Here is a 16,610-nt window from a genome sequence, read left to right as displayed (position 1 = left end):
GCCTTCGCGGTGGCGGAGGTGGTACCCGCGTCGGCGGTCGTCGCCGAGACCGTGGCGAGCAGTCCGGCCGTGGCGACAGAGACGCACATGCCGGTCAGAACCCTCTTGGTCAAGGGGAAACGGAGGCTCATGGGGACCGCTCCTTGGTGTGGGGGGAAGGCGGAGCCGAACCGAGGTGGGACGGGATGATCGGACGGCGTGGGGGGAGGCTGCGCGCCCACGAGAAAACAGGACTAGACCAGTGGGTGTCAATGGTACGGTCCAATTTCGAGGTCCCGCACTAGGTCGCCGTGGTCGGCTCCCGCCCCCGTGAGGCGCCTGGTTGCTCAAGCCCCGCCGCTCCGGCCTCGCCGGTTGGCCTGTTGGCGGTCGGCAGGGGAACGCCCGACGGCCGCATGTGGCCGACCGCCGAGGGCGGCGGCTCGCGGCACACGGGACTACTCCAGACGCCACAGGTGGATCGTCTTGTCCTGGAAGCCGAGGGTGGCCAGGGTGCGGCCGTCGGGGCTGAACGCGAGTTGGGCGATGGACGGGCCTCCGGGGACGGAGATGGTGGCTCGGTGCTTGTGGGTGGCGGCGTCCCGCAGGTGCAGGCCCCTGTAGTCGGCGGTGAGGACGCTCTTGCCGTCCGTGGAGTAGGCCAGACCGGTGACGGAACCGACGTGGCTGTCGAGGGGCCTGCCGCGCTCCTTGCCGGTGAGCGGGTCCAAGAAGCGGACGTCGGTGGAGCTGCCGGCGACGGCCAGGGCCTTGCTGTCAGGGCTGAAGGCCATGTGGTTGGAGCCGCCGAAGAAGTCGTTCGGCGGTTGCGGGCGTTGCGTGCGGGTGGCCACATCCCACAGCCGCACGCCGTCCATGCCGGACTCGTCCACACTGGCGAGGGTCTTCCCGTCCGGGCTGAACCACAAGCCGCCGACGGTGCCGGTGTGGCCCCTGAGGGTGGCGAGGCGGCGGATCGTGGGGTGGGCGGGAATGCTCGTCACGGGCCGGGGGGCGGGCGCGGGGGGAGGAGGACGAGTCGTCGTCAAGGGCGAGGAGCGCGGCGGTGGTTGCGCCCGCGGCGACCACGGCGGCCCCGCCGGCGATGAGCAGGCCGCGGCGGGAGATCCCCGTATCGCGAGGATGCGCGAGGGAAGGGGCCGAACTCGGAGGGGCGTACGGGGCGTATGGAGCGGCCGAGGGTGGCGGCTCCTGGGGTACGCGGGCGGCGAGTACGCCATCCGCCGCTTTCCCCGTGCCCCCGGCCGCCGCCCCCTCTGGCGCGGGGTCGGGCAAGACGGCTGCGGCGGCGGCCCGTTGCTCCTCCACTTGGAGCCTGAGCCGGGCGACCTCCTCCCGGAGGCGGTCGCGTTCGGCCCGTAGCCGCTCGCCCTCATGCTCCCCGGAGCCGGAGCCGGAGCCGGAGCCGCCGCCGGAGGGGACGTTCTCGCCCGGAGGGAGGGCCGTCCGCTCGTCCACGTCGCCACTCTTCCCGTCAAGGCCGTCGGTCGTGCCGACGACCGGTACCGCCGCGGCCGCGGCATGCGCCACCGCTGATCAGCCGAGCCGTTCCTCGATCTTCGAGAGCTGCAGCGTGGGCCACTTCTTCACCATCGCGTCCTCGTCCTCCTTGCTCACCTGGTCGCTCCCGTCCCAGATGATGGCCTCCATGACGACCGTCTCGATCCGGATCGCCAGGACCGTGACGCCCGGGGCCTCGAAGGTCCGGCCCGCATCCCCCAGGTCGGACGAGTGCTCCTTGGCGGCTGGGATCTTGTCGATCGCGTCGCGGTTGGCGGCCACCAGTCCGTTCCAGGCTGCCTTCGCCGCGTCCTCGTCGTCGTAGGCGAGGACGTCGGACTTGACCCGGAAGAACACGTTCTCCGACCGCTCGAGCACGACCATGCCCACCCCGCGCAGGTGTCGGCACGCCCAGTCGTCGCCTTCCTTGCGCCACTTGCGGCACTGCTTGTCCAGGTCGGCGCCGGCCAGCACGGATCTGCCGTCCTTGTTGCCGGTCGGCACCGAGAGGGATCCGGTGAGCCCGTCGTGCGGGATGAACCCGGGCAGGTCACGCTTGGTCGGCAGCACCGCGTCAACGTCGGCGGCGTCAAGAGTGGGGGCGGGCCACCACAGATACCCGCCGAAACCGGCCAGCGCCAGCACCAAGGCCGCCACACCGACCAGCACGCCGCGGCGCGTCATTCGAACCATGCCCGCCACCGTATGGACCCCCGTCGGGACCGGTCCCGGGCGCGCTGTTGAGTTCTCGCTCCCGTTTGACCTTCACACTGATGTGAGGGCCTGAGACTCGCAGGGCGCGGCTGGAACGCAGTCGCTGTTCACGTGTTCTGAGGAGGATCAGTCATGGTCTCGATCGATGTCCCCGCCTTCTACCAGGAGTGGGCGATCCGCAGCGGAGGCGTCTTCGACGCGGCCGCCGGGAAGGGGCCCGACACCCTGGAGGACATCCGGCTCGCCTACCGGACGTTCTTCCAGGACAGCTTTCCGGCGCCGGACGGGGTGACCTTCGGCCAGGTGAACGCGGGCGGGGTGGCCGCCGAGTATGCGACCCCCGCTGACCCCGTCCCCGGTCGGCACCTGGTCTATCTGCACGGTGGCGCGTACCTCGTGGGGGATCCGCAGGGCTACCGTGGCCTGGTCGGCGCCCTCGTCCGGCGCCTGCGCGCACGCGCTCTGGTGCCGGACTACCGACTGGCCCCGGAGGCGGTCTTCCCGGCCGCCGTCGATGACGCCGTGGCGGCCTACCGCTGGCTGCTGGAGCAGGAAGTGGCGCCGGAGAACGTGGTGTTCGCCGGTGACTCGGCCGGTGGCGCGATGGCGGTCAGCGCCCTGGTCGCGGCCCGTGACCAGGGCCTTCCGATGCCGGCCGCCTCGATCGCCATCTCTCCCTGGGCCAACCTGGAACACACCGGGGCCACGATGTTCACCCTGGACGCCGTCGACCCGTCCGTCAGCCGCGAAGGGCTGCGCCGTGCCGCTGAGGTGGTCCTGGGCAGTGCCCCGCACAACAGCCCGCTGGCCTCCCCGGTCTTCGCCGACACGCGCGGACTGCCACCCGTACTGATCCAGATCGGCGGTCATGAGGTCATGCTCAGCGACGCCATCAGGCTGGCCGCCAAACTGGCCGAGGACGCCGTGCCGACCCGACTGGACGTCGCACCGGGGATGGGACACGTATGGCATCTCCTCGCCGGTCACCTCCCGGCCGCGGACAAGGCCGTCGCCGATGCCGTCACCTTCGCGGAGGAGCACCTTCCCGTGGCGTGAGTGCCACTTCGCGGTAGGCGGCCGATTCGGTGGCGGCTCGTCGCCCTTCTCATGGACGCCCTGACCAAGGGATATCGGGGGCGGGCGGTGCCGGGCCCGTGATAGGGCTGCACCTATGAGTGAGTTGATCAGGATCCCCGCCCCGGACGGGGTCGCGCCCGCCGCCCAGTACTCCCATGTCGTCAAGGGCACCGGGCACTTCGTGGCCGTCTCCGGCCAGCTCGCGCTGGACGAGGCGGGCAGCATCGTCGGCGAGGGAGACCCGGCGGCCCAGGCCCGCCAGGTCTTCGAGAACCTGCGACGCTGCCTCGGCGCCGCCGGTGCCACGTTCGACGACGTGATCAAACTGACCTACTTCGTCACGGACATGGCCCACATGCCCGCCATCCGCGAGGCCCGCGCCCTTCACATACCCGACGACCGGCTGCCGGCCGCCTCGGCGGTGCAGGTCGTCTCGCTGGTGCGGCCGGAGTTCCTCATGGAGATCGAGGCACTCGCGGTGGTGGCCGAGTGACCGGATGACTCCGGATGACTTACGACGCCTCGGCGAGCCGGTGCCGGAGGTGGTCGTAGGCCCAGGTGGCGAGGGTGGTCGGGGCGGTGGTCCGGAGGCTACGGCGCTGTTCGGGTACGAAGTCTTCGCGCAGGCCCGTCGACATTCCGATCACGGCCTCGACCAGGCTCTCGGTCATCCCCGCCTGGTGGAGCTGGGTGCGCATGGCGTCGTCCGTGATCTGTTCGACGCCGATCCGCCGACCGGTGGCAGCGGTAAGGATGTCGCTGAGCCAGGCCGTCGATCTCACCGGCACCATGACGTTTCTCGGCGCCTACGCTGCTTTGGAAGACGACGCGGCCGATCCGGTTCTCGGTGACGGCGCGGACCACGCTCCTGGTGGCGCGGTCGTATTCGGCGAGCGGATCCCCGCTGCCGCTGGCGGGGTTCACCCAGAACAGCGCGTCGAGATCGGCGGTCGCCGCCACCACCGCATCGGCGTCGTACTGGTCGACCGGCACGGCATCCACCGCGTCCCGCACCTCCGGCGGCTCACCCGATCCACCACCTTGACGATTGCTCCGCAGGGAGTGTCGCCACGCCATAGCGGTCAGCCATTGGGCGCGGGAGGGATGTTCAGGCGGTTGAGGACTCTGCGGATGGTGGATGTTCATAGTGACGCGCGCGCCCGACTACTGGCGGCCGAGACCGCCGATTGGGAGTGGTCATGAAAGACGCCACACCACCGCCCCATCAGCCCTGCACGGAAGGTATGCCCGTCGGAGCCTGGGTGCCCCGTGAGCAGTCGGTCGCCGCTCGGCACCCGGAGTCAGCCCCCCGCGATTCCGGTGGAGACCGCCTCCCAGCGCTCCCACTCCGCGAGCCGCGCCGGGTAGACCTGGCGCATCAGATCGAGCGGTCCCGTGCCGAGGAAGAACCGCAGCGGCGGCTCGTCGGCGTCGGCGAGCGTGAGGATCGCCTTCCGGGTGGCCGCGGGGTCCTGGCGCACCGCCGCGGCGCGGTGCATCGTGGCGCGGAAGTCGTCGTAGGCGGGCAGCCGTTCCGCGTGCGCGGAGGAGGATCCGGCCCAGTCCGTGGCGTATCCGGCGGGTTCCACGAGGGTCACCTTGATACCGAAGCCGGCGACCTCGGCGGCGAGTGATTCGGTGAGGCCCTCCAGGGCGAACTTGGAGGCGTGGTAGAGGCCGAGGCCGGGCAGCGCGAACACCCCGCCGATGGATGACACCTGGAGGATGCGGCCGTGCCCCTGCGCGCGGAGCTGGGGCAGCACCGCCCGGGTGACCCACAGGGCCCCGAAGAGGTTGGTCTCCAACTGGGCGCGCGCATCCGCCTCGGTGACCTCCTCGACCATGCCGAAGAGGCCGTAACCGGCGTTGTTGACGACGACGTCCAGGCCGCCGAAGTGCTCCACCGCGCGGGCGACGGCACCCTCGACGGCGGTGCGGTCGGTGACGTCGAGGCGGATCGGCAGCACCGCGTCGCCGTAGCGCGAGGTCAGCGGTGCCAGGGTGGCGGTGTCGCGGGCCGTGGCCACGACCCGGTCGCCGCGGTCGAGCGCGGCGAGCGCCCATTCCCGGCCGAAGCCGCGGGAGGTGCCGGTGATGAACCATGTCTTGGCCATGGGAGATGTCCTCGATGTCCTTGGCGAGTACCGACTTGAACAGTGTTCTAGTAGAACGGTGTTCAAGTTAGGACTGCCTAAGCCATACTGTCAAGGCAGAACAGAACGGTGAGGAACGGAGAGAGCATGCGCCTGAGGCGATCCAATGTGCTTGAAGGGGCCATGCGGCTCCTCGAGGAGGAGGGGCTCGCCGGTCTCACGATGCGCAGGCTGGCTTCCGCGCTCGACGTCCGCCCCAGCGCGCTGTACTGGCACTTCGCGGACAAGCGCGCGCTGCTCGACGCCATGGCGGAGGAACTCGTCTCCGGTGTCCCGGACCCGGACGAGGCCCTGCCGTGGGACGAGCGCGTGGCCGTGCTGGCGCGGGGCCTGCGCGACGCACTGCTCTCGCACCGCGATGGCGCGCGGCTGCACGCGGGCACCTTCGTCAGCGGCCCCCACACGCTCCGACTCGGCAACGCGCTCCTCGCCGCCCTCACCGACGCGGGGCTGCCGCGCGCCCAGGCGACCGGCACGGTCTTCGGCCTGCTGCACTTCGTCCTCGGTCACACCATCGAGGAGCAGGCGCGCGACGAACTGCGCGCCGCGAAGCAGTGGGACCCGGAACGGGTGGTGGCAGCCGCCGGCGACTTCCCCGAACTCGCCGCGGGCCTGGCCGCCTTCGAGACGGCGAGCCCCGACGAACGCTTCGCCGACGGCGTGGGAGGGATCCTTGACGGGGTTCGGTGGCGGGTGGGCGTCCGGAAGGGGGGCAGCGATTCTGCTTCCGGGTCGGTTTCGTAAGCCATGCGAAAGGCATCGGCGTGCGGTCCTCGCCGATGCCGGGAGAGAGGCGACCGCTGTCCATCCTGAGGGCCGCGGTGTGGCCACATACCGTGCGCCGGGGACCGGACATCGGGGACGATCGCATGGTGCACCCGAAGTGAGGAGAACACCCTATGTTGCGTGTCAAAGCCCTTCTGCACTACGGACTCCAGGTGCCTTCCCTGGACACGGGGCAGAGCTTCTACGACGCGTTCGGCCTGCGCACGGCCGAGCGGGGCAACGCCGTGGCCATCCGCTGTGACGGCCGTGAGCAGGACCAGACGGTGCTGGTGGAAGGGCCGGTCAAGCGGCTGCACCATGTGGCGTTCGCCGTGGAGCCGGGGTCCCTGCCCGAATGGCAGCGCCACCTGGAGGGCCTCGGTGTCCGCCTGCTCGACGCCCCCGCCGAGCTGCCGGGTGGCCTGTGGTTCCGTGACCACGAGGGCAATCTGCTGAATCTGCGGGACGAGGAGATCAGCTCCTGGCGGGACTTCGGCACCACGGACGCGCACGAGCCCAACTTCGGCGATCGCGTCCGCCGCGTCGACCAGGCCCGCTGGCTCACCGCCGACGAGAAGCCGCGCCCCCGACGACTTGGCCACATGCTGATCTTCAGTACGGATCTGGACGCGTCCGAGGCGTTCTACGCCCGCACCCTGGGCCTGCGGCTCTCGGACCGCGTCCGGTCCATGGCGACCTTCATGAACTCGGGCCCCGGCGATCACCACGTCTTCGGCTTCGTGTCCGGCACCCACCCCGGCCTGCACCACTCGAGCTGGGAGGTCGCCGACATCGACCAGATCGCGTTGGGCGCGCGGACCATGGCCGCCGCGGGCCACAGCCATGGCTGGGGCCTCGGCCGGCACACACTGGGCTCCAACTTCTTCCACTACATCCAGGACCCGTGGGGCAGTTGGATCGAGTACTCCAGCGACATGGACTGCATCACCGAGAACTGGAAGGCGGGCGACTGGGACTGCCCGCCCGCTGTCTGGAGCCCCGAGATGCCTGCCGACTTCATCGTCAACCAGGAGCAGAAGCCCTCCTGACCTCCACCCGGCCGTGGCGGGCCGTCACCAGGGAATCGACGATCGAGGGCTCAGTCGTCCGTTGCGGGGCGGCTCTTGGCGCTCCCATGGCCGTGCCCGTGCCCGTGCCCATGGCCGTGCCCGTGAGAGTGGCCGTGGCCGTGCCCGGATCCCTCGGAGGGAGCGGGCACCGCGTCGCCCGCGCGCAGCGGCGCTGCCTCGTATCTGCCTTCGTGAGCGACGATCGGCCGCCGGTCGCCGGCGAGTTCGGGGTGCTTTTCCTCCAGCTTCTGCCGGGATTCAGCCGTGCGCCGCAGGTCGGTGACGTACTCACGGTCGCCGCGGTACGTCCCCTTCCAGGTCTGCGGCATCCGCTCCGGCGGCGGTGGCACGGTGGCGGCGCCACCCAGGGCGAAGCTGCTGGGTATCTTGCGGGTGGCGCCGCCGCACTCCGGGCAGCTCGGCAGCGGTGCGCTGTACGACTGGATCACCTCGAAGCGGTGTCCGGTCTCGCAGGCGAGTTCATAGATGGCCATGGGGTCCCTCACATCACCAGAGCGTCAGAGAGCGGTTGAGGATGCCGGCCACGTCGTCCTCGGTGACCGTGCGCGGAGCGGTGGACAGCAGTCGCTGCTGCTTCATGGCGCCTTCCACCAGCGCCGGGATGTCTCCCTCGCCGTAGCCGACACCGCCGATGCCGTTGGGCATGCCGATGTCGCGCATCAACTGCTCGATCGCGGTGGGCAGACACTCGGCGGGGTCGGCGGGGCGTTCCATCCCCGGGGCGAGGAGTTCCGCGGCCCGCAGATGCCGCTCGGGCTGGGCGGAGAAGGTGAAGCGGAACGCCTCCGGCGCGGTGAGCGAGACCGCCATTCCGTGCGGCACCATCGGCTCGTGTGCGGGGTAGCCGGCGGGGTGGAAGTCCTTCACCCGTCCGGCGATCGGGTAGGCGTTGGCGTGGGGGATGTGGACGCCCGCGTTGCCGAATCCGAGACCGGCGAAGGTTGCCGCCAGCGCCATGTCGGACCGCGCCTGGGGGTTGTCGCCGTCGCGGACCGCGGTGCGGAAGGACTGCGCGAGCAGGTGCAGCGCCCGTTCCGACCACGCGTCGGAGATGGGATTGGCGCCGCAGTACGGCACGCGCTGTTCGGGGCGCTTGTGTGGGTAGGTGTCGTACGGGCGGGCCGTGTAGCTCTCCAGCGCGTGGCACAGGATGTCCATGCCGCTGGCGGCGGTCACCCCGGCGGGCTGGGTGAAGGTCAGGTCCGGATCGATGACCGCGAGCGTGGGCCGCAGGCGGGCGTGGCTGATGCCGGTCTTGACCTTCAGCTCCAGGACGTCCAGCACACAGATGGTGGTGCTCTCCGCGCCGGTTCCGGTGGTGGTGGGGACCGCGACCAGCGGCCCCAGCGGGTTCACGGGCGCCAGCGCCCGGCCCACCGGCGCGTTGATGTAGTCCATCAGCTCGCCGGGGTTGGTGCTGAGCAGGTTGACGGCCTTGGCGGTGTCGATGCTGGAGCCGCCGCCCACCGCGACGAAGGCGTCCCACGGGCCCGACGCCAGCGCATGGTCCACCGCCTGCCGCAGGCTGACGTCGGTGGGCTCCACGTGTACGCCGTCGAAGACGTGGGCTTCGATGCCGAACGCGGTCATCCGCTCGGCGATGCGGTGCGGCGCGCCGGTGGCGGCCACCCCGGCGTCGGTGATCACGAGGACCCGGCGGGCCCCGTGCTGGGCGAGGTCGTAGCCGATCTCGTCGGATGCTCCCGGCCCGAACTTCAGCGCCGGGGCGCCGTAGGTGAAAACTGACTCGGGTCCGGCCGGAGCGGTGGTGCTCATACGCGTCCCTCCTGGGGATCGGTTGGGTCCCAGCGGCGCGGCGAACGGTACCGGAGCGCCGACCGGGACCCGGACGATCAGGCGTAGAAGCCGCTGGGGGCGAGCCGCATCGTGCGCAGTTGCTCGGCGTCGTGGCCGAAGACGACGGTGGCGTCCGACCGCTCGGCGATGCCGCGGATCTTCTCCACCGAGCCGTACCAGGCGGACAGATCGTTGACGATGGCGGCGGGGGTGGCCGGCGGGCCGTAGGAGTCACCCATATAGACGGCGTCCGAGGTGAAGAGCATGGTCCCGGTCTCCGGCAGTTCGACCTTCATCGCCATGGTGCCGGGGGTGTGCCCGGGAGCCTCGATGAGGGTGACACCGGGCAGGATCTCGGTGTCGCCGCTGACGGTGTCGAAGTCACACGCCGCGTAGTCCGCCTTGAGGTGGGCACCGTTGAAGGCGCCGTCGAAGCCGAAGGCGAACTCCTTCTCCTTCTCGTGGCACACCAGCTTCGCGCCGGTGCCGGTGAACATGCCGATGTTCCCGGCGTGGTCGAAGTGCAGATGGGACAGGACCAGGTAGTCGATGTCCTGGGGTTGGACGCCGAGCTGGCCGAGCCGCGCGTCGAGATACTCCTCGTCGCTCACCTGGTCGTAGGGGAAGTACTCCTGCAGACCGGTCGGGGCCCAGCGGGTCTCCCAGTCACGGGGACAGCTGGTGTCCCACAGCAGGGTGCCCCCAGGGGTTTCCACGAGGACGCAGTGGGTGGTGCAGGAGTACCACTCGGGCGGCCGCTGGTGCTCGGTGCGCGTCCGCATCGTACGGCCGGCCTTGAGCAGCAGCCACGTCAGATCGCAGCTCATCGCTCCGCAGCTCAGTACGTGGACTTTGTTGGCGGTCATGGAGCTTCACCTCCGGTCGGGAAACATCGGGAAACATACGGGTCAGTAGGTGTGGGTTGGGGAGGGCAGTGGGCGGGCGGGGGAGGGAATGCCCCGGCTCAGGTGTCGTGCCGGGGGTGCGGATCGCGGCCCCGGGATTCCCGGACGATCAGCGCGCAGACCAGCCCGACCAGCGCCGCTCCCGCCCAGATCGAGGCGATCGGCCAGGACGCACCGTCGGCCGCGTTGACGAGTGCGCCCGCCACGAGCGGCACGAACCCGGCCACGACACCGCCGAGCTGATAGCCGATCGACGTACCGGTGTACCGGACGTCGGCGGGGAACAGCTCCGCGTACAGCGCCGCGGTGGGCGCGTACATACCCGCGTGCGCCACGGCGAGCGCGAGCAGCATGGCCAGCCAGGCGAGCCCGGTCTGCCCGGTCGCCAGCAGCCAGAAGAACGGGAAGGCGAGAACGGCCGTGAACGCGGCGGCGCTCAGGAACACGGGCCGTCGGCCCCATCGGTCCGACAGCGCGCCGAAGCAGGGCACCGTCAGCGCCTCGGCCACCGCCGCGATGAGCATCCCGGTCATCAGCACACTCCGCGACAGCCCGAGGTGGGACGAGCCGTAGGACAGCACGAAAACCGAGACGATGTAGAAGGGAACACCGGCCGAGACGTACATGCCGACGGTGAGGGCGATCGCCTTCCCGTGGTGGCGGAACGCCTCCATGGCCGGCATCTTGCGCGCCCGCCCCGACGCCTTCACCTGGACGAACGTCTGTGTCTCGGTGATGCGCGAGCGGAGGAACAGCCCGACCGCGATCAGCACGATGCTGAGCAGGAAGGGGATCCGCCAGCCCCAGGCGAGGAGGTCGTCATCGGGCAGTGTGGAGACCGCCGCGAACACGGTCGACGAGAGCACCAGCCCCAGCGGCACACCCATCTGCGGCAGGCTCCCGTAGAAGCCGCGCCGGTCCCGCGGCGAGGACTCCACGACCATGGTCACCGCACCGCCCCACTCGCCGCCGACGGCGAAACCCTGGAGGAAGCGCAGCGTGACCAGCAGGATGGGCGCCCAGATGCCGATGGTCTGGTAGCCCGGCAGCAGGCCGACGATGACGGTCGCCGCGCCCATCAGGAACAGCGTGAGCATGAGCGCGCTCTTGCGCCCCACGCGGTCCCCGAAGTGGCCGAAGATCACTCCACCGAGCGGGCGGGCGATGAAGCCGACCGCGAAGGTGGCGAACGCGGCCAGCGTGCCGGCCGCCGGTGAGAAGTCGGGAAAGAACTCCGTGCCGAAGACCAGTGCCGCGGCGAGGCCGTAGATGTAGAAGTCGTACCACTCGATCGTGGTGCCGATCATGCCGGCCAGGGCCGTTCGGCGGATGGCGGAGGCGGCCCGGGGAGCCTCGGGGGACTGGCCGGCTCTGGTATCGGTTGCTGTGTCGGTGACGGGAATATGGCTCATGCGGCTGCGCTGCTCTCGTCTGAGGGAGTCAGGTGAACTTGTCGACCGCGTCAGAGAGTTGGCACCATGCCGCCGTCACACCGCAGGGCACTGCCCGTGACGTACGCGGCCTGGGTGCTGCACAGAAACGCGGCGACGGCGCCGAACTCATCGGGGTCGCCGTAGCGCCCCGCCGGGATCGTGGCCTTGGACGCGGCCTCGACCTCGTCGAGCGACTGGCCGGTGCGCTGGGCGGCGGCCTCGTCGATCTGCCGGGCGCGCGGGGTGGCGATGCGCCCGGGAAGCAGGGAGTTGACCGTCACGCCGTGGGTGGCGGCTTCGGCGGCGAGGGTTTTGAGATATCCGGCGAGCGCGGCCCGCCCGAGGTTGGACAGTGAAAGGTTCGGCAGGGGCGCCTGCACGCTCGTCGAGCTGATGCTCAGGATGCGGCCCCACCCCTTCTCGACCATGGCCGGCAGGGTGCCCCGCACCAGGATCTGCTGGGGGGTGACCAGCGTGGCGATGGCTTGCTCGACCCCGGCGGTGTCGATGGCGCGGGCCGGTCCGGGCGTTGGCCCCGGCCCGTTCAGTACGAGGATGTCGAGGTCGCCGACGGCCTCGCGGGCCGCCGTGAGGAGCCGCTCCGCGCCGCCGTCCGCGACCAGGTCACAGCCCACGCCGACCGCGCCCGGCAGCTCGCCCGCCACCTCCTTGGCTCGTTCGGCCGAGCGGCCCGTGACCACGACGGTGACGCCTTCCTCCGCCAGGGCCCGGGCGGTCGCCCGGCCAAGACCGGAGGTGGACGCGCAGATGAGAGCGGTTTTGCCTGCCAGACCGAGTTGCATGGCACCTTCCTGTGTCTGAAATATAAGACGCTGTCTAATATGCAAACCAGATGGTGCCCACGTGTGCGGCGCACGTCAAGGCTTGACGCCCGCCGAAACCACGAGCGAGACTCCGATTTCTCAGACAGCGTCTGATATCTCGTCGTTCGTCGAACGGCCTTCGACACCCGCACATCGAGAGGCATGACAGTGACCGGCACCCAGCCCCAAGCGGCATCCGCAGCCCCCAAGCGGCCTCGTGTGGCGCGGCAGCGACCCCGGTGGACCGAGCTCCGGGAGGTTCTGCAACTGCGCCGGCCGACCCTCAACCCGGTCGAGCGGCGGCTCGGGGCCGCGCTGACCATCGGCGATCTCCGCGCGGTGGCGGTGCGCACGACTCCGCGTGCGGTGTTCGACTACGTCGACGGCGCGGCCGACGCGGAGCTGACCGCGCGGCGCAACAGGGCGGCGTTCGCGGCGGTCGAACTCGTGCCGGAGTACCTGTCGCCGGTCGACCATCCGGACTTGTCCACGCGGCTGTTCGGCCGGGAGATCGCGATGCCGCTGATCTTCGCGCCGACCGGTTACACCCGGATGATGCACCACGAGGGCGAGGCGGCGGTCGCGCGCGTGGCCGCCCGCCACGGCCTGCCCTACACCCTGTCCACCGTGGGCACCTCGACCGTCGAGGACGTCGCCGCGGCGGCTCCCGGCGGCGAACACTGGTTCCAGCTCTACCTGACCCGGAACGAGCGCCTCAACGCGGAACTTCTCGACCGCGCGCTCGCGGCCGGGTTCACCACTGTGGTCCTCACCGTCGACACACCGGTGGCGGGCAGGCACCCGAAGGACATGCGCAACGGCCTCACGATCCCGCCCTCGCTCACCCTGCGGACGCTGTTCGGCATGGCCCGCTACCCGTCCTGGGCGCTGAACAAGCTGACCACGGCCCCGATCACGTTCGCGTCGCTGACCGGCATGAGCGGCACGAGTGGCGCGAGCGGCATGACCGGCGACACGATCGACGCCGTGCGGGTGGCCGACGTCGTCTTCGAACCGACGCTGAGCTACGAGCACCTGGCGTGGCTGCGCGCCCACTGGCCGCACCGGTTGCTGGTCAAGGGGATCCTCAGCCCGCGCGACGCCCGCCGCGTCGTCGAGGCGGGCGCGGACGGTGTGATCGTGTCCAACCACGGAGGGCGGCAGCTCGACCGCACACCGGCCACCCTCACGGTGCTGCCCGAGATACGCGAGGAGCTGGGCCCTGATGCCACGGTGATCCTCGACAGCGGTGTCACCCACGGTCAGGACATCCTCGCCGCACGGGCGCTCGGGGCGGACGCGGTCATGATCGGCCGGGCCTATCTGTACGGCCTGATGGCCGGTGGCGAGCGGGGCGTGGAGCGTGCTGTCACGATCCTGCGCGAGGAGTACGCGCGCAGCCTGCAACTGCTCGGCCTGAAGGCGAGCGAAGCCATCGCGCGGCATCACCTGCGCATGCCTTGAGCCGCCTTGCCCGCACGTGCCGTGAGCGGTCGCATCCGTTGAACGGTCCGGGTACGGGAAAGGGCCCGCCGGGGGAAGCGGGCCCTTTCCCGCGCGCACGGCCCCTTTCCCGTGTGCGCCGCGGCGCCTCAGAAGGCCCGCTGGGGGATCCCGAGCGGGTTCGCGTCGCGCAGGGCCGGGGGCAGGAGGTGCTGCGGCACGCCCTGATAGGCGACCGGCCGCAGGAACCGGGAGATGGCCTCGGTCCCCACCGAGGTCGTACCTGGCGCGGTGGTGGCCGGGTAGGGACCGCCGTGCTGTTGGGCGTAGGTGACCGACACGCCCGTGGGCCACTGGTTCCAGAGCACACGTCCGGCCTTGGCGGCCAGGAGCCTGATCAACTCCGCGGCGATGGCATCGTCGTTTTCGCCCTGGATGGACGCGGTCAGCTGTCCGTCGATGACCTTTGCCACGTCGAGCAGTTCACTCTCCTCCGCGTACTCGACGACCAGCGCGGCCGGTCCGAACACCTCCCGGATGAGCGCCTCGGGGTCACCGAGGAGTTCGGCCGAGGTCGTGCACAGCACCGTCGGCGACGGATCGGCGGCGGCGTGGTCGCCACTCACCACGACGCGCACCCCCGCCGTGTCGCGCAGCTCGCGTACCGCACTCGCATAGGAGGTCCGGATGCGCTCGTTGAGCAACGTCAACGAGCTGCCCGGAACCGCGCCGGGAAGCCGGTCCACCAGCTTGGCCGAGGCCGGTACCAGCAGGATGCCGGGCTTGGTGCAGAACTGTCCGGCGCCGAGCGTGAACGAGCCGACGAACTCCGAGACGATCTCGGGCCCGCGCCGCTCGGCGGCGGCCTCCGTCACGAACACCGGGTTGACGCTGCCGAGTTCACCGAAGAACGGTATGGGCTCCGGACGGCCCGCGGCGAGGTCGAAAAGCGCTCGGCCCGCCTCGATCGATCCGGTGAACGCGCCCGCCTTCACCCGCGGGTCCACGATGGCGGTCCGGCCGGCCTCCGTACCGAAGATCACGTCGAAGAGCCCCTCGGGTGCGCCCGCGGACCGCAGCGCCTGGTGCACCACCTCCGCCGTGGCGGCCGAGAGCCTGGGGTGGCCGGAGTGGGCCTTGACCACGACCGGGCAGCCCGCCGCGAGTGCCGAGGCGGTGTCACCGCCCGCCACGCTGAACGCGAACGGGAAGTTGCTCGCGGCGAAGACGACCACGGGACCGAGCGGTTCGAGCACCCGGCGCAGATCGGGCCGCGGGCCCATCGGCCACGCGGGGTCGGCGCGGTCGATCGTGGCCCCGAGATACTCCCCCCGCGTCACCACTTCGGTGAAGAGCCGCAGCTGGAACACCGTGCGGACCATTTCGTTCCGCAGCCGGGTCCGCCCGAGGGACGTCTCCTCGTCCGCGATCGCCACGAGCTTCGGCGCGGCCTCTTCGAGTGCGGAGGCGATGGCCTCGAGAAACGGGGCGCGGTCGGCCGGCTGGAGACGGCTCCACTGCTCGAACGCGCCTGCGGCGGCGTCGAGTTTATGCACCAGGACCTGCGCATTCGTCACATCGGGCATCAGGCACGCTCCCTCAATTCGTCTTAAATGTGAGACATAGTCTCAATCTCAAGACACAGTCGCATGCGTCGGCGTACTCGTCAACGCGCTTGACGGCGGCTGAGACCGGCTCACATACTCAACCCGCAAGACAACCAGTAAGACGACGTCTGAAGTTTCGTACATGGTGATCCGTACACAGTGAGGCGTGGCTCAATGAAGGCAGCAGTACTGCACCGGCCCGGTGCGCCGTTGACCGTCGAGGACGTCGATCTCGACGACCCCGGACCGGGCGAGGTCAGCCTCCGCGTGCTCGCCGCCGGCGTGTGTCACAGCGATCTGCACTACATGAACGGCGACCTCAACGTCCGCCTGCCCGCGGTGCTCGGGCACGAGGGGACCGGCATCGTCGAGCGGGTGGGGGAGGGGGTGACCCGGGTCCGCCCCGGCGACACCGTCATCACCCTGTGGCGTCCGCGGTGTGGCGACTGCGAGTTCTGCACGACCGGCCGTCCCGCCCTGTGCCCGCTCGGCCGGGTGCAGGCGGCCTCCAACGGCCTGCTCGACGGGACGCAGCGGCTGAACCTGAACGGCGAGAAGGTCCACCACCTCATGGGGGTCTCCTGCTTCGCCGAGCAGTGCGTCGTCTCGGAACGGTCGGTCCTCACGATCGACCCGGACATCCCGCCGGAGATCGCGGCGATCGCCGGATGCGCCGTGGTGACCGGGGCCGGCGCGGCGCTGAACGTCATGAAGGATGCCACCGGAGAGGGCGTCGTGGTCATCGGCGCCGGTGGCGTCGGGCTCAGCGCGGTCATGGGGCTGCGCCTCGTCGGCGCCGATCCGATCGTCGCGGTCGACACGGTGGACGCCAAGCTGGAGAAGGCACTCGAGCTGGGCGCCACCCATGCGGTCAACGCCCGTACACACCGCCTCACCGAGGAACTCACCAGGATCTCGCCGAAACCGATGGCCTGGTCGCTGGACGCGGTCGGCACGCCCCAGACACTCGCCCAGGCGGTCGAGGTCGTGGGCACGGGTGGCACCGCCGTCGCCCTCGGCCTCGGCAAGGTGGGCGCCACCGCGGCTGTGCCCATCAACCCCTTGGTGCAGCAGGAGAAGCGGCTGATCGGCAGTCTCTACGGCTCGGCCAACACACCGGTCGACATCCCCAAGCTCGTCGAACTGTTCAAGGCCGGTCGCCTGCCCCTCGGCAAGCTGCTCGGGGAACAATACGAACTGTCTGCGATCAACGAGGCTTACGCCGCGCTGTCGCGGGGCGCCACCGGCCGTGCTGTGATCATCCCTGTTCACCAGCGCTCGTAGGGCTCGAAGGGCTCGTA

General features: G+C 70.4%; 16 protein-coding genes and 1 pseudogene. 6 read left to right on the top strand and 11 right to left on the bottom strand.

All coding sequences use genetic code 11. From position 1 onward, the window contains the following. Nucleotides 1–437: 437 nt before the first annotated feature. Together CGL27_RS49855 and CGL27_RS07355 are read right to left on the bottom strand one after the other, a co-directional pair. On the bottom strand, nucleotides 438–983 hold the full coding sequence (locus tag CGL27_RS49855) for a WD40 repeat domain-containing protein (RefSeq protein WP_162952899.1): 546 nt from the start codon (nucleotides 981–983) through the stop codon (nucleotides 438–440). 553 nt (nucleotides 984–1,536) lie between these two features. After that, entirely contained in the window at nucleotides 1,537–2,193 is a 657-nt protein-coding gene (locus CGL27_RS07355) for a hypothetical protein (protein WP_162952898.1), read from the bottom strand. A 153-nt stretch (nucleotides 2,194–2,346) separates the two neighbouring features. On the opposite strand from CGL27_RS07355, the gene CGL27_RS07350 reads away from it, so the two are divergent. Further along, nucleotides 2,347–3,270 (top strand): alpha/beta hydrolase, encoded by a 924-nt coding sequence (locus CGL27_RS07350; protein WP_119985410.1) that lies wholly within the window; start codon nucleotides 2,347–2,349, stop codon nucleotides 3,268–3,270. Between the two features lie 115 nt (nucleotides 3,271–3,385). Then, nucleotides 3,386–3,784, top strand: a complete 399-nt coding sequence (locus tag CGL27_RS07345; protein WP_078645281.1) for a RidA family protein — start codon at nucleotides 3,386–3,388, stop codon at nucleotides 3,782–3,784. 19 nt (nucleotides 3,785–3,803) lie between these two features. Here CGL27_RS07345 and CGL27_RS51585 read toward each other — a convergent pair whose 3' ends face one another. From CGL27_RS51585 to CGL27_RS07330, 3 genes and pseudogenes are all read right to left on the bottom strand, one after another. After that, nucleotides 3,804–3,989, bottom strand: a complete 186-nt coding sequence (locus CGL27_RS51585) for a hypothetical protein (RefSeq protein ID WP_240451077.1) — start codon at nucleotides 3,987–3,989, stop codon at nucleotides 3,804–3,806. A gap of 85 nt (nucleotides 3,990–4,074) precedes the next feature. After that, nucleotides 4,075–4,368: pseudogene (locus CGL27_RS51580) on the bottom strand (NAD(P)H-binding protein); the annotation flags it as partial. A 224-nt stretch (nucleotides 4,369–4,592) separates the two neighbouring features. Next, entirely contained in the window at nucleotides 4,593–5,405 is an 813-nt protein-coding gene (locus CGL27_RS07330) for an SDR family oxidoreductase (RefSeq protein WP_119985408.1), read from the bottom strand. A 126-nt stretch (nucleotides 5,406–5,531) separates the two neighbouring features. On the opposite strand from CGL27_RS07330, the gene CGL27_RS07325 reads away from it, so the two are divergent. Further along, the gene (locus CGL27_RS07325) at nucleotides 5,532–6,188 is read left to right on the top strand and encodes a TetR/AcrR family transcriptional regulator C-terminal domain-containing protein (protein ID WP_078645286.1); all 657 of its coding nucleotides are present in this window, start codon (nucleotides 5,532–5,534) and stop codon (nucleotides 6,186–6,188) included. A 155-nt stretch (nucleotides 6,189–6,343) separates the two neighbouring features. Continuing rightward, entirely contained in the window at nucleotides 6,344–7,258 is a 915-nt protein-coding gene (locus tag CGL27_RS07320) for a VOC family protein (protein ID WP_119985407.1), read from the top strand. 50 nt (nucleotides 7,259–7,308) lie between these two features. On the opposite strand, the gene CGL27_RS07315 is transcribed toward CGL27_RS07320, so the two are convergent. The 5 genes from CGL27_RS07315 to CGL27_RS07295 all read right to left on the bottom strand — a co-directional run bounded on the left by CGL27_RS07315 (nucleotide 7,309) and on the right by CGL27_RS07295 (nucleotide 12,238). Beyond that, on the bottom strand, nucleotides 7,309–7,773 hold the full coding sequence (locus CGL27_RS07315; RefSeq protein WP_119985405.1) for a zinc ribbon domain-containing protein: 465 nt from the start codon (nucleotides 7,771–7,773) through the stop codon (nucleotides 7,309–7,311). A gap of 13 nt (nucleotides 7,774–7,786) precedes the next feature. Continuing rightward, nucleotides 7,787–9,076 carry a hydroxyacid-oxoacid transhydrogenase gene (locus CGL27_RS07310; protein ID WP_078645291.1) on the bottom strand — a complete coding sequence of 430 codons (1,290 nt, stop codon included), beginning with the start codon at nucleotides 9,074–9,076 and terminating at the stop codon, nucleotides 7,787–7,789. Nucleotides 9,077–9,153: 77 nt separating this feature from the next. Continuing rightward, nucleotides 9,154–9,963 (bottom strand): N-acyl homoserine lactonase family protein, encoded by an 810-nt coding sequence (locus CGL27_RS07305; RefSeq protein WP_119985403.1) that lies wholly within the window; start codon nucleotides 9,961–9,963, stop codon nucleotides 9,154–9,156. A gap of 98 nt (nucleotides 9,964–10,061) precedes the next feature. Further along, the gene (locus CGL27_RS07300; RefSeq protein ID WP_119985401.1) at nucleotides 10,062–11,414 is read right to left on the bottom strand and encodes an MFS transporter; all 1,353 of its coding nucleotides are present in this window, start codon (nucleotides 11,412–11,414) and stop codon (nucleotides 10,062–10,064) included. 50 nt (nucleotides 11,415–11,464) lie between these two features. Beyond that, complete coding sequence (locus CGL27_RS07295) at nucleotides 11,465–12,238, bottom strand: SDR family oxidoreductase (RefSeq protein ID WP_119985399.1); 774 nt, start codon at nucleotides 12,236–12,238, stop codon at nucleotides 11,465–11,467. A gap of 240 nt (nucleotides 12,239–12,478) precedes the next feature. Between CGL27_RS07295 and CGL27_RS07290 the strand changes: the two genes are divergently transcribed. After that, on the top strand, nucleotides 12,479–13,723 hold the full coding sequence (locus CGL27_RS07290) for an alpha-hydroxy acid oxidase (RefSeq protein WP_346345725.1): 1,245 nt from the start codon (nucleotides 12,479–12,481) through the stop codon (nucleotides 13,721–13,723). A 128-nt stretch (nucleotides 13,724–13,851) separates the two neighbouring features. On the opposite strand, the gene CGL27_RS07285 is transcribed toward CGL27_RS07290, so the two are convergent. Then, nucleotides 13,852–15,288 (bottom strand): aldehyde dehydrogenase (NADP(+)), encoded by a 1,437-nt coding sequence (locus CGL27_RS07285; protein ID WP_119985395.1) that lies wholly within the window; start codon nucleotides 15,286–15,288, stop codon nucleotides 13,852–13,854. A 195-nt stretch (nucleotides 15,289–15,483) separates the two neighbouring features. Here CGL27_RS07285 and CGL27_RS07280 point away from each other — a divergent pair, with 195 nt between their 5' ends. Next, the gene (locus CGL27_RS07280) at nucleotides 15,484–16,593 is read left to right on the top strand and encodes an alcohol dehydrogenase catalytic domain-containing protein (RefSeq protein ID WP_119985393.1); all 1,110 of its coding nucleotides are present in this window, start codon (nucleotides 15,484–15,486) and stop codon (nucleotides 16,591–16,593) included. Nucleotides 16,594–16,610 lie beyond the last annotated feature (17 nt).

The organism is Streptomyces sp. 11-1-2 (assembly GCF_003595545.1).
Taxonomy (GTDB): domain Bacteria; phylum Actinomycetota; class Actinomycetes; order Streptomycetales; family Streptomycetaceae; genus Streptomyces; species Streptomyces hygroscopicus_B.
This window is presented reverse-complemented; position numbering and strand designations above follow the sequence as displayed.

What these genes read in the sequence shown, in the direction of transcription:
- CGL27_RS07355 (WP_162952898.1), bottom strand. Translation starts at nt 2,193, where the DNA reads ATGGTTCGAATGACGCGCCGCGGCGTGCTGGTCGGTGTGGCGGCCTTG.
- CGL27_RS07350 (WP_119985410.1), top strand. Translation starts at nt 2,347, where the DNA reads ATGGTCTCGATCGATGTCCCCGCCTTCTACCAGGAGTGGGCGATCCGC.
- CGL27_RS07345 (WP_078645281.1), top strand. Translation starts at nt 3,386, where the DNA reads ATGAGTGAGTTGATCAGGATCCCCGCCCCGGACGGGGTCGCGCCCGCC.
- CGL27_RS51585 (WP_240451077.1), bottom strand. Translation starts at nt 3,989, where the DNA reads ATGCGCACCCAGCTCCACCAGGCGGGGATGACCGAGAGCCTGGTCGAG.
- CGL27_RS07330 (WP_119985408.1), bottom strand. Translation starts at nt 5,405, where the DNA reads ATGGCCAAGACATGGTTCATCACCGGCACCTCCCGCGGCTTCGGCCGG.
- CGL27_RS07325 (WP_078645286.1), top strand. Translation starts at nt 5,532, where the DNA reads ATGCGCCTGAGGCGATCCAATGTGCTTGAAGGGGCCATGCGGCTCCTC.
- CGL27_RS07320 (WP_119985407.1), top strand. Translation starts at nt 6,344, where the DNA reads ATGTTGCGTGTCAAAGCCCTTCTGCACTACGGACTCCAGGTGCCTTCC.
- CGL27_RS07315 (WP_119985405.1), bottom strand. Translation starts at nt 7,773, where the DNA reads ATGGCCATCTATGAACTCGCCTGCGAGACCGGACACCGCTTCGAGGTG.
- CGL27_RS07310 (WP_078645291.1), bottom strand. Translation starts at nt 9,076, where the DNA reads ATGAGCACCACCGCTCCGGCCGGACCCGAGTCAGTTTTCACCTACGGC.
- CGL27_RS07305 (WP_119985403.1), bottom strand. Translation starts at nt 9,963, where the DNA reads ATGACCGCCAACAAAGTCCACGTACTGAGCTGCGGAGCGATGAGCTGC.
- CGL27_RS07300 (WP_119985401.1), bottom strand. Translation starts at nt 11,414, where the DNA reads ATGAGCCATATTCCCGTCACCGACACAGCAACCGATACCAGAGCCGGC.
- CGL27_RS07295 (WP_119985399.1), bottom strand. Translation starts at nt 12,238, where the DNA reads ATGCAACTCGGTCTGGCAGGCAAAACCGCTCTCATCTGCGCGTCCACC.
- CGL27_RS07285 (WP_119985395.1), bottom strand. Translation starts at nt 15,288, where the DNA reads ATGCCCGATGTGACGAATGCGCAGGTCCTGGTGCATAAACTCGACGCC.
- CGL27_RS07280 (WP_119985393.1), top strand. Translation starts at nt 15,484, where the DNA reads ATGAAGGCAGCAGTACTGCACCGGCCCGGTGCGCCGTTGACCGTCGAG.